This is a genomic window from Paenibacillus plantiphilus (assembly GCF_927798095.1).
GTDB classification, from domain to species: Bacteria; Bacillota; Bacilli; order Paenibacillales; family Paenibacillaceae; genus Paenibacillus_Z; species Paenibacillus_Z plantiphilus.
Window position 1 is genome coordinate 34,898 of record NZ_CAKMMF010000012.1, and the last position, 11,974, is coordinate 46,871.

Sequence of the window (11,974 nt, forward strand, 5' to 3'; positions counted from 1 at the left end):
AATGGAGATGACATTTATTATGGTGAAGCCAGATGGAGTAGAGCGCGGTCTGGTGGGCAACATTATAAGTCGGTTTGAACAAAAAGGCTTGAAGCTTCGCGGAGCCAGGCTGATGAGGATTGACCGTTCTCTGGCAGAACAGCATTATGGCGAGCATCGCGATAAGCCATTCTTCGGCGAGCTTGTCGATTTCATAACGAAGGATGTTGTGTTCGCTATGGTTTGGGAAGGTCCAGAAGCGGTGGCCCTTGCACGCTCATTGATCGGCAAGACAAATCCGGCTGAAGCAGCTCCTGGCACAATCCGTGGCGATTTGGCCTGTGATGTGGCAAGCAACCTTGTACATGGCTCCGATTCTGTTGAAAGCGCCGTACGGGAGATAGAGCTCTTCTTTGGCAAGCTGTCGACGAACTTGGCAAGCTGACACCGAAGCAAACGAACATGCCAGATGAGGCAAGCTGGAAGCGCTGGAAGCGTTGGAAGCGTTGAATCTGACACCAAAGAGGAGGCTGGCGGTATGAAGTTTTTTCTGGATACGGCGAACATAGAGGAAATCAAACGGGTAGCGCGATTGGGACTTGTAGACGGTATTACGACGAATCCTTCGATAATTGCCAAGGAAGGACGCGACTTCAAAGAGGTCATTCAGGAAATTTGCAGCATCGTAAGCGGCCCTGTCAGCGCCGAGGTTATCGGGACAAAAGCGGAGGACATGCTCAAGGAAGCGGTCGAGCTGGCGGCATGGGCGCCTAACGTTGTTATTAAGCTGCCGATGACGGAGGACGGCCTGTATGCCTGCAATGAGCTGTACAAGAAGGGCATCAAAACGAATGTGACGCTCATTTTCTCCGCCGCTCAAGGTTTAATGGCCGCCAAGGCTGGAGCGACTTATATGAGCCCATTCATCGGGCGACTGGATGATATCGGGGCAGACGGCATGAGGCTGGTCAAGGATCTGAAGCAAATTCTGGACAACTACGGGTATGCGACAGAGATTATTGCAGCGAGTATTCGCCATATCGGCCATGTCGAGCAGGCTGCGCTTGCTGGTGCGCATATTGCGACAATTCCTGGCTCGCTGCTTCCGCAGCTGTGGAGACATCCGCTGACAGATATCGGCATCGAGAAGTTTCTAAGTGATTGGAGCAAGTCGCAGCAGCAATAAGCAAGCTCTCCAAAGCCCGTATGCGCGGCTGCCTGTCACCACGCGCTGTGGTCCGGCTACAGCCGTCATGCAATGAATCTTCGCATGCTGGGAGCTGCGCGCGTTGTGAAGTGAACAATAGAGACGCCCTTCAACTTTGCCTTGTCCGGGTAAAGTTGAAGGGCGTTTATTATGTCGCAAATATTGTCCGCCGATATAGGCTGATAAAATGGGTTTTTATCTGGTCGATAGAGTAATTGCGATCTTGAACGAGGTGAATAAAGGCCTCGGGATTAATACCGGTAATGATGCTGAAGGCGGTGAATTCTACATCCAGAGGCTGAATCTCGCCGCTGTCGACTGCTTCCTGAAGCAGTCGCTCCAATACCTCTTTCAAATAGAGGCAGGGTGGAACCTTGTAATATTTAACCTCGTCTGCAGAACAGGAAGCCGTCGATTTGAAAACATGGAACCACTCGAGTTTCTCTGCGGCATAATCAAACCATCTGCTCATCAGCGTCGTTAGTCGTTCCTGAACGGGGAGCGTGGCGGCAGCTTCCAAATAGCTGTTCAATTCCTCGGTAAACCGTTTAAACTCGTCATTCAGCAGCTCCATGCACAAATCCATCTTGCTGGAATAACGGCGATAGAGGGTGCCTTGTCCAATTCCAGCTGTCTTGGCGATCTGATGCATGCTGACGCTCTCTACGCCATGCTTCACAAACAGGTGATTAGCGGTCCTGAGTATAAGCTTACGGTGCTCGGCAGCATCTCTGCGCTCACTTCGTTGCTCCAACGGGACACCTCATCTCTTTATATAAAAAATAAAATTGAAGGAATTGACAACTAAGAACCGCAGGAGTAATATCAATTAAGCGGACAGCTGTCCGCTTATAAAAAGGGCCATCAAGCTGCGATTAACTTCAAGCGCTCTAATTGTACCCTCGAACAATGGGGAGGTCAATGCTGGACTTCTGCATGCAGAACGTTTTCGTTTGCGGAGGATATCGGAAGCTGATAGGCATAATGGGTAGGAGGAAATTCAATGTCAGCACAACAAGCACCGGTTAATGAAAGTGGTGCGCCGTTCTCCATTCGTCAAATTTTGGCTCCGCTAGCAGCTATTATTGTCGGACTCTTCATGGTCATTCTGGATGGAACAGCAGTCAATGTCGCGATTCCCGGTTTAATGACTGAATTCAACGTAGAATATCAGCTTGTTCAATGGACAGTTACAGGCTATGCGCTGGCACAAGCTGCCGTTATCCCGCTTGCGGGCTGGCTGTCTGACCGTTTCGGAGCGAAGCGCGTTTTCCTTACATCGGTCTTCCTGTTCACGGTAGGCTCGCTGCTCTGCGCATTGGCAACTTCGGTGGAGCAATTGGTTATTTACCGTATTCTTCAAGGACTTGGCGGAGGTATGGTTATGCCGATTGCAATGGCGTTTACATACCGCTTAAGCCCGCCTGAGAAGGTCGGAGCGGTCATGGGAATGATGGGTATCCCGATTCTGCTCGCTCCTGCGCTTGGTCCGGTAGTAGCAGGCTGGCTTGTAGATTATGCAAGCTGGAAATGGATCTTCCTGATCAACATTCCGATTGGTATCGTCGGGATTCTGCTTGGGATGCGCACGTTGCCTGTTATTAAGCGTCAGGCTGTCGCCTCACTGGATAAGTTCGGAATTATATTGGCGCCGCTGGCATTCGCAGCTTTGTCCTACGGGGTTACAGAGGGTGCAACAAGCTGGACGGCACCCAAGACGATTATCGCGATCAGTGTCGGGGTTGTCGCGCTGATTCTATTCATTGTTGTAGAGTTGAATCGCAAAGAGCCGCTTCTGGAGCTTCGCGTGTTCAAATCGATGGATTTCTCCAAAGGTATCGTTGTACAGTGGATATCGCAAATAGCGTTATTCGGTACGATGTTCCTCGTGCCGCTGTTCCTGCAGGATGCCAAGGGCTACACGGCATTCGACACGGGGCTGATTATGCTGCCGCAGGCTTTGGCCGCAGGGCTGTTCATGCCGATATCGGGTATTCTGTATGACAAAATCGGCGCTCGGCCGCTAGTTCTTACCGGTATGGGCCTGGTAACGGTTGCTTCGTTCATTCTGTCGCAGGTGAATGCGGAATCCGGCTTGTGGATGATTATTGTCCCGCTATCGCTTCTTGGCGCAGGCATGGGCTTGTCGATGATGCCGCTCAATACGCATCTAATGCAATCAGCGCCGAGAAATTTGGTTAGCCGAGTCTCATCGCTTACCAATGCTGCAAGCCAGGTCATGTCATCCTTCGCCATAGCCGGTCTCGCTACGATTCTGGCCAGCAAGATGAAGCTCTATGGACCAACCGCGACCTCCGAGCTTGAGCTGTACTCGCTATCGTTCGGAGATACTTTCCTGGTGCTGACGGGTATAGCTGTGGGCGGCGGATTGCTGGCGATCATATTGAACAGACCTAAACGTGTTAAGGATGGTCTGGATGATCAACAGCCGGAAATGATGATGCATATGGGTTAACGGAGGGACAGCCTTCGTAAGATTTAGATTAGGCCAACCGGCAGAAATAGCTGGTTGGCCTTTTGTGCTGTTGTGCTTTTGTGCTGTATGAATAGGTCAGACAGTGTTGCTGCTGCCGACTCGACTTTAGAACATGCTCCAGTCAAACGCTTCGGACATCGTCTCCAGCAGATGAACGCCGGCTGTACTATTGCCTTTGCGACCGAGCGCAGGCCCGATGACGCCGATGCCGTATTGTCCGGGCACGAGAGCGAGAATGCCGCCAGATACGCCGCTTTTGGCGGGAATGCCGGCGCGAATGGCGAATTCGCCAGAGGCATTGTACATGCCGCAGGTGAGCATGAAGGATTTGGCAATTTGCACATAGCGGCGAGGGATGAGCGCTTGTCCAGTAACTGGATCCCTTCCATTAAAGGCGAGAACCAACGCCATTCGCGCCAGATGGCCTACATGCACATCCACGGAGCAATGCTTGAAGTAAACATCCAGCACCTCCTCGACATCGACCTCCTCCCCAAGCACCTCATTATCCTTTAGAAAATAGGCTAATGAACGGTTGCGATGAGCTGTCGCCGATTCCGAGCGATAGACGTTCTCGTTGTAAGTTAAAGCAGGGTCAGCGGCCGCTGTGCGGAAAAATTGCAATATACGCGCAGTTTTCTCAGCAGGGGTGTCTCCATGAATGAGCGAAGTGACAGCAATGGCGCCTGCATTAATAAGCGGGTTGAAGGGCTTGCCCGGTTCAACGAGCTCCAGCTTGAGCATTGAATTGAAATCATCGCCGGTCGGCTCCATGCCCACCTTCGAGAAGACCGCCTCTTCACCGTTGTCGATGAATGCAAGCAGCAGCGTGAATACCTTGGATATGCTTTGCAGGGTAAACCGCATATTGGGATCGCCAGCCGAGACAGTTTCTCCGCTAGGCCCGATTACAGTAATGCCGAGCGCATCCTGCGGGGCTTTAGCAAGCTCAGGTATGTAGGCTGCAACCTGCCCTTCCGCCGCGCGCTTGCGGCTCGCCTCCAGCCATCCGGGGAGGCGGGCTTCTATATGTTCCAGCATTGTGCATCGACCTCCATAGTGGATCTCATTATACTCAGTTTACGGCGATCTTGGGATATTTAGCAAGGGGACGGCAGACAACTGGATGGTTTGCCTCATGATCCGCGACATCCCATTCTCTTCCGGGCGATTGGCAGGCATATATAAAGCTGAATCAAGCGATACATTCCTTCCCGAGGGCATAACAGGTAATGTCAGGATGAAGGGTGGTATCCCTTCCATAACTGTGCATTTCTATCATTGTCCTGACTGTGAAAATCATTCATACTGTCGTAGAAGCTTATTATGGGGATCTATTCGCGACCGAGGGAGTTTATCGCATGAGTCGGAAAGTTTGGCTGCTGGCGGTTATTCTAATGACCGTCATACTTGGTGTGAATAACACTATTTATTATTTTACAACGAAAAACTCACTGGAGAGCAATCTCCGTCAAGAGCTGGAGTCGATTGCCAAGCAAATTGAAATTTCAATCGAGCTGTCCAGAAGCGGGGCTGAAGTGTATCAGGAGCAAATCGGACGTGAGTTGAGAGCAGCTTCTATTGCTGCGCAATTCGCGCTCAATCCGCAATTGGACAAGGTAACGAATGGACAGCTTGCCGAGCTGCGGGAGAAGCTTGATCTGCTCGATATCACGCTGCTGCAGCGAACGCCGGATAATATTATTCTCGCCAAATCATCGGACCCCGGGCAGATCGGCTTGCAGACCAAGACATGGGACCCTTGGTATGACGCTTTTACACAGCTGTTCGATGAAAGCCGCGTTACGATTGACTGGGGGCAGACACTGGACCATTTCTGGAGCGGGCCATTCGAATTCTCAAGCTCCGACACGAGCAAGGTGAATAAGTGGGGCTATTATTACGATGGGACAACGGATTATATTATTGATCCTTATATCAGCTACGATGGCAGGCAGCAGCAATATGATGAGAAAACGGGAGTGAGCCATCTCATATCGCGTACGCTTAATGAGAACAGCAGCATTCTGGAAATATCCGTCATCAATCCGCACACCTTCCCGCTGGGACCGACAACGACTGTGACGGAAAAGGGCGAAGTGCTGAAGCATATGACGCAGGAGCCGATCATCAGCGGTTCGAATGAATATAAGCATGAGAGCGACAAGGACAATGTGCGGCTTGCTCATATAAAGGATGAGTATGTTTGGCTGGACACAGAGCTGAAGGACAAACATGTCATTAAGCTCTATATCCCTGTCTCTATCGATAATAAGGTAGCAAGCATGGTCGATGAGAACGGCGATCCGATTGACCGTTACATTCTGACGCTTGTTGCGGATTACAAGTCTATTCAAGACAAGCTGGACAAGCAGCTCGTCCATATTGGCATTATTGTAGCGATTGTAACTTTATTGAGCCTGCTGGTGCTTTATCTAACCTTCGCCTCGCATCGCAAATCAGAGGACAAGCTTGTTCGAAAGGCGCAGGAAACTTACGTTGACGAAGTGAACGGTTTGTTCCAATCAATTCGGGCGCAGCGGCATGATTTCATGAACCATGTGCAAATGATTCATTCCTTCGCTCAGATGAACAGGATTGATGAGCTGATGCGCTACACGGAGGAGCTGACTGGCGAGATTCGCCAGATGAACGATATAATCAACATTGGCAATCCTGCGATTGCAGCGCTGATTCGTTCGAAGATCTCGCAGGCAGAGCCGTTGAAAATTCAATTCAAGGCCGACTTCACGGATATAAACAAGCTGGAGCTTGGGGTGAAATCGCTCGATTTGACCCGGATGCTGGGCAATTTAATTGATAATGCGTTCGATGAGGTGCAGAGCTATGCGGAGGAACGGCGCTGCGTGACTGTAAAGGGCTGTCAGCAGGAGGGCTATCTGGAGTTTGTCGTCCATAATATTTGTGATAATCGTGAGCAGCTGGACGATCATCGGATTTTCGATCCGGGCTACAGCACGAAGAACGAAGCCCATAACGGACTTGGGCTGGCGATTGTGAAATCGATTGTGGACCAGTATAAAGGAACGGTCAAGATCGTGCAGAATGAGGAGGACTGGATTTCGTTCATTATCCGAATTCCTCATTAATGGATGGACTGTGGTCTTTGATACGGAATGAAATGGAAGGGCTTCTTGCTGGAGACGGAATAGTCTCAGCAAGGAGTCCTTTATTTTGATATAATAAAGGGATGTTGAGTAGAACGGGGGCGACGGGAATGGATTTTTTTCAGCTGGATGCTGAACGGCTTCAAAGGATGGAGGGTGTGCTGGCTGATAGGATACCGCTGCATCTGCTGGAGCGGGGCTGGGACTATTACCGTCGTGACAAGGTGCTATCGGTTCAGGTGATGAATGGATCGGCGATTTATGGAACAGTGCGCGGGAGCGCGATGTATGCTGTTACGCTGGATGGAGATGAATTCAGCTACAGTACGTGCACTTGTCCATTCCATGGCTATTGCAAGCACATGGCTGCTGTTTTTTTTGCATATTATAACGAAACGGGCAAGAGTCCTGATGAGGTGTACAATCGCCTTATTTATGGCGGTGAGCTGGTTTTTGTCGAAGCTGTTAAAAAGGAAACTGTTGTCAAGGAGAAGCCGTCGCGAACGCACGCTGCTGATTGGCTGGAGGAGATGGAGCGGCTGCATGGCGAGTCCTGGAGATTATGCCGGCATTCGCTTCATCCGCTGCAAAATGTACTGACAGCGCTAAAGGCATTGTCGAAGGCATGGGATGAGCGCGTCCGGCGCATTCATTGGATGCATGCCATTCTATTCGTCGTTGAGCAGGCGGAGAAGGCTTATTCTGCAACAGACAGCTATAGCCGCTATTATTACGAAATGGCCTACACAAGGATGACAGAGCCTTGGATATCGCAATATTATGAGCTTGCGGAGGGGCTCGATCCCCATGCGCTGTCTATTGAGGAGCGCGAAGCCGTTGAGAGCCTGCTTCGATTATTTCATGGCCGGGATATGGATAGGGAAGTGCAGCTTCATCGATGGGAAGCGATGTATTTTGCCTTATGGTCGCGCCTGATTGCAGATGCAGAGTGGCGTGCAGAGGAAGAACGCTGGTTAACGGCCCAGCTGGAGGAGGCCAGGGCTGCGGGACGTCAGAGCTTCTTCTTCCCGATGGCAATTGCCTTTCTTGCTTTTGTAGATCAGCGTGATCTTGAAGCCATTGCTCTGCTCGAAGAGACGGTATTCAATCGAACGGTGCTGTTGGCATGCGACTGTGCGCTTCTTCGGTTGGAGGAGAACAATTGGACGAAGCTAAATAGCTGGATGAATTATTTGTACGGCGGATTAGCTGTCGAGCGCAAATCCCGAGCTTTTGGACCTTTTCTGACGATGTGCCGGGCCGCCGACGAACGGCAGCCGGACAATCCGGCGTGGCAGCAGTATTTGATCGCTTTTCTGCCGAATTCCTATTCAGCACTGACTGACCATTGGGTGGAGAGGCAACAGTATGAGAAGTGGACAGACTTGCAGCTGCTGCTCGGAATTGAGCCTGAGGATCTTGATATTAGCGTTGTTCGCGAGATGGCCAAGATTGCGCCGCAGTCGCTTATACCGCTCTATCACCAGTCGATCGATACCGCGATTCGTTCGCGCAATCGGCAAGGGTATCGGCATGCGGTGAAACAGATGAAGAAGCTGGAACGGCTGTATCGCGCGGAGAAGCAGCTGCATAAGTGGAGTCGTTTTGTGGACGGTATCGTTCGCAAGCATCATCGATTGCGGGCGCTGCAGGAAGAGCTCTGGAGAGGAAAGATCATTACATGAGAGGCTTTACGGGTTCAGAAAAGGTTGTTGTGGACGTATATTGGAAGGATGGAGAAGGCATCGTGCTTACAGTGCCGAATGCATCGAGCTTGGCGCATAGAGTGCGGCATCTGCTGTTCGCATGGCATGAGCCCTCCTGGTACGGAGCGGAAATCGAGGAACGGATAGAGGAGCGCTCCTTGGTCAAGGAGCTGCCGATGTCTCCGCTGTTGGCGCTGGATTATTTGGCCGCTCCAGAGCCGGTGCGTCTGGTTAAGGTCGAATGGAGCGAACGGGCCCTGCCCCTTATGGAGCTAGCCAAGCTGCTCCGAGAAGCATTATTGAACGGCTGGTACATGCCGGATTGGTCCGGCTGGTCTGAAGATACGAGAGCGTGGAAGCTTGCCGTGCCGGATACAGAGCCGGATGCTACTGCCCGTCTGGATGAGCTTGCTCCCAGGCTGGAGGCACAGGGGGATAAAGGGGCAGTCAGACGCTGGCTCAGCCAAGCGGTGGAGGAGCTTATCGGGAACGACTCCACGATTGCTGCTTCATGGGCGAAGACGGTAGCGGATGCGGGCATCGGAGCTATGATGATGAAAGCTGCCGATGAAGAGGATTGGCTGGTGTCCATTGGGCTGAGGAAGGATCATAGTCCTTTTCGTGCCGCGCTTCAGCTGCTTGAACCGGATGATGAAGCGGGCTGGAGGCTTCGCCCTGCGATTCAGGACCGTGCCGAGGGCGGCAGCTGGGTGACGCTGGAGCGAAGCGCGGAGGCAGCATGGGACTGGCATGCGGATGGAGCGAGCTTCGGCATGCAGACAGGGGATGCAGAAGCTTTTGCTGGCGAATCAGTGACAGCCTCTGCCAGGAAGCCGATGCCGCTTCGTTGGCAGCTCCCTGCCGAAGCGCCTGAAGAGTGGCGTTCTTACTTTGCGGAGCGGATGAGCAAGGAGGAGGCTAAATGGCTTGCGGCGCTGCCAGATTGGGTCGAATCCGAATCCGAATCCGAAGCCGGATTCGATTTCGAGCGGGCGGGAGATGGGATCAAGACAGAGCTGAGCGATGGCGAGGCTTGGGCTTTTCTTGAGGATGCCAGTGTGCGCCTGCTTGCATCAGGCTGCTCGGTGCTGCTGCCGGGCTGGTGGGAAGCGGTGCGCAGCCGCAAGATGCGGTTGAAGGCAAAGGTGAAATCTTCTGTAGGCTCGTCGGAGCAGCCGATGTTCGGTTTGAATCAAATCGTTGATTTCGATTGGAAGCTGGCAGTTGGCAATGTAGATATGACCGAAGCGGAGTTTATGCGGCTTGCGGAGGAGAATCGGCGGCTGATGCGTGTCGGCGGCCAGTGGGTGCATCTGGACCCTGATGATGTGGATCGCATCCGCAAGTGGCTGAAGAAGGGCGGCAAGCGCGATTTCACAATGCGCGATGTCCTTGAGATGCACCTGCGCGGCGGCTCTGAGCTGGAGACGGAGCGGGAGGATATGGAGGCGCTTGAGGCCGAGGTAGAGCTGAACGAGCATCTCGCCGCATGGATTGCCAAGCTGAACGAGTCTGCGGATCTCCCGCTTGTGGCGAAGCCGGAATCATTCCAGGGCGAGCTGCGGCCTTATCAGCTGCAAGGGGTATCCTGGCTTGCTTTTCTGCGGAGATTCGGGCTTGGCGGCTGTCTTGCTGATGATATGGGACTGGGCAAGACGATTCAATTCACCGCCTATTTGCAGCATAATATCGAGCAAGGCCACGGCCAGGGGCCATCGCTGCTGATCTGTCCGACCTCTGTCATCGGCAACTGGGAGAAGGAATTAGAGCGATTCGCGCCGAATCTGCGGGTGCTCGTTCATTATGGGCCCAAGCGCGATCGGGGCGAGGGCTTCGCGGCAGCGGCAGCGGAGGCGGATCTCGTTATTACTTCTTATGCTCTGACTCCGATAGATGAAGAGGAGTTATGCCAGGTTCAGTGGGATGTTGTTTGTCTGGACGAAGCGCAAAATATTAAAAACTACTACACGAAGCAATCCGGTGTCATTCGGAAGCTGCCCTCGAATCATCGGGTAGCATTGACCGGTACGCCGATGGAGAACAGACTGACCGAGCTGTGGTCGATCTATGATTTCACGAATCCCGGTTATTTGGGCAGCCTGAATGAATTCCGCAAAGCGGTAGTAGCTCCTATTGAGCGGGAGAGGAACGCAGAGCTTATTAATGAGCTGCAGCGATGGGTGAAGCCGTTCATGCTTAGGCGGGTGAAAAAAGACCCAGCTATTCAGCTGGCGCTGCCAGACAAGAACGAAACCCGTACATACCTGTCGCTTACCGTCGAGCAGGGGACGCTCTATGAGAATATCGTCTCGGAGCTGCTCGGCAAGCTGGAGTCGCTGGGCGCTATGCAGCGTCGCGGACTTATTCTGTCTACGCTGACGAGACTGAAGCAGGTATGTGATCATCCTAACCTGCTGCTCAAGGAAGGCGTCAAGGATGCATGGGATCCTGAGCGCTCCAACAAAGTGCTGCGGGTGCTGGAGATGGTGGAGGAGATTGCTGCGGAGGGCGAGCGCTGTTTGATTTTTACCCAGTATGTTGATATGGGGGAGACGCTCAAGCGGCTGCTCGAAGAACGGCTTGAGCTGCCTGTGCCGTACTTGTATGGCGGGGTTCCGAAGGCTGCGCGGGATAAGATGATTCAGACCTTCCAGGATGAGGGGCAGCCGGGCTGCGCATTCGTGCTGTCGTTGAAGGCTGGCGGAACAGGATTGAATCTGACAGCGGCCAATCATGTCATCCATTTCGACCGCTGGTGGAATCCAGCTGTGGAGAATCAGGCGACCGACCGCGCGTTCCGTATCGGCCAGACGCGAAATGTGCAGGTGCACAAATATGTGACACTGGGCACGCTGGAAGAGCGAATCGACGATATGATCACGCGCAAGCAGACGCTGAATGATCAGGTAGTCGGACAGTCGGAGAACTGGATCACCGAGCTGTCGACCGACGAGCTGCGCGAGTTGTTCTCGCTGCGGAAGCACCGGCTTAAAGGGTAGGATGAGACTAAAGACTGCTTGGGAGTGAGGTGATGGCCAATTGAAGGATCGTGGAACGATTCATGCGGGATCGGATAGTAAACCTGAACCGGAGCTGGGAGATGCATCAGTATTAGAGTCAGCGTCAAAGGCTTCGGTTAAATCTCGTCGAGGTCGTCCGCCAGGCTCTTTGAAGTCAAGAGAGGAATTGGCTCATGGGGAAGAATCGTTGCCGAATGACAAGATAGGTCCTGCTGATGCCGCGCCGCATTGGCAGGAATTCTATCGCTCTATTCGGGATGCGGTAGCAGGTATGCGATCAAAATAAAGAAGGGACAGCTGAAATAAGCTGTCCCTTTCATTCTGTTGAGAAAGTCAATTCAGACATTCCCTGTAAGGCGGGAATTCCGCGTTACAGCTCGGAAAAGTGGAGCCAAGCACGCTGTAAGGCTGAAAAACCTTCTTACAAATGGCAAAGC

9 protein-coding genes are annotated in these 11,974 nt (G+C 52.5%); 7 read left to right on the forward strand and 2 right to left on the reverse strand.

Annotated elements, in window-relative coordinates; translation table 11 throughout:
- The first annotated feature begins 1 nt into the window (after position 1).
- Together ndk and fsa are read left to right on the forward strand one after the other, a co-directional pair.
- Positions 2 to 424 (forward strand): nucleoside-diphosphate kinase, encoded by a 423-nt coding sequence (gene ndk, locus L6H65_RS12230; protein WP_236342716.1) that lies wholly within the window; start codon positions 2 to 4, stop codon positions 422 to 424.
- Positions 425 to 517: 93 nt separating this feature from the next.
- Positions 518 to 1,165 (forward strand): fructose-6-phosphate aldolase, encoded by a 648-nt coding sequence (gene fsa / locus L6H65_RS12235; RefSeq protein WP_236342718.1) that lies wholly within the window; start codon positions 518 to 520, stop codon positions 1,163 to 1,165.
- Positions 1,166 to 1,334: 169 nt separating this feature from the next.
- Here fsa and L6H65_RS12240 read toward each other — a convergent pair whose 3' ends face one another.
- Positions 1,335 to 1,940 carry a TetR/AcrR family transcriptional regulator gene (locus L6H65_RS12240; RefSeq protein WP_236342720.1) on the reverse strand — a complete coding sequence of 202 codons (606 nt, stop codon included), beginning with the start codon at positions 1,938 to 1,940 and terminating at the stop codon, positions 1,335 to 1,337.
- Between the two features lie 249 nt (positions 1,941 to 2,189).
- Here L6H65_RS12240 and L6H65_RS12245 point away from each other — a divergent pair, with 249 nt between their 5' ends.
- Positions 2,190 to 3,662: a DHA2 family efflux MFS transporter permease subunit gene (locus tag L6H65_RS12245; protein ID WP_236342722.1), complete on the forward strand. Its 1,473-nt coding sequence runs from the start codon at positions 2,190 to 2,192 to the stop codon at positions 3,660 to 3,662.
- A 126-nt stretch (positions 3,663 to 3,788) separates the two neighbouring features.
- On the opposite strand, the gene glsA is transcribed toward L6H65_RS12245, so the two are convergent.
- Complete coding sequence (gene glsA / locus L6H65_RS12250; RefSeq protein WP_236342730.1) at positions 3,789 to 4,724, reverse strand: glutaminase A; 936 nt, start codon at positions 4,722 to 4,724, stop codon at positions 3,789 to 3,791.
- A 320-nt stretch (positions 4,725 to 5,044) separates the two neighbouring features.
- Here glsA and L6H65_RS12255 point away from each other — a divergent pair, with 320 nt between their 5' ends.
- The 4 genes from L6H65_RS12255 to L6H65_RS12270 all read left to right on the forward strand — a co-directional run bounded on the left by L6H65_RS12255 (position 5,045) and on the right by L6H65_RS12270 (position 11,823).
- Complete coding sequence (locus L6H65_RS12255; RefSeq protein ID WP_236342732.1) at positions 5,045 to 6,793, forward strand: sensor histidine kinase; 1,749 nt, start codon at positions 5,045 to 5,047, stop codon at positions 6,791 to 6,793.
- 128 nt (positions 6,794 to 6,921) lie between these two features.
- Entirely contained in the window at positions 6,922 to 8,496 is a 1,575-nt protein-coding gene (locus L6H65_RS12260; protein WP_236342735.1) for an SWIM zinc finger family protein, read from the forward strand.
- Complete coding sequence (locus L6H65_RS12265) at positions 8,493 to 11,516, forward strand: DEAD/DEAH box helicase (RefSeq protein ID WP_236342736.1); 3,024 nt, start codon at positions 8,493 to 8,495, stop codon at positions 11,514 to 11,516. Before L6H65_RS12260 ends, L6H65_RS12265 begins: the two co-directional genes overlap by 4 nt.
- A 40-nt stretch (positions 11,517 to 11,556) precedes the next feature.
- Complete coding sequence (locus L6H65_RS12270; protein WP_236342750.1) at positions 11,557 to 11,823, forward strand: hypothetical protein; 267 nt, start codon at positions 11,557 to 11,559, stop codon at positions 11,821 to 11,823.
- The last annotated feature ends 151 nt before the right edge of the window (positions 11,824 to 11,974 follow it).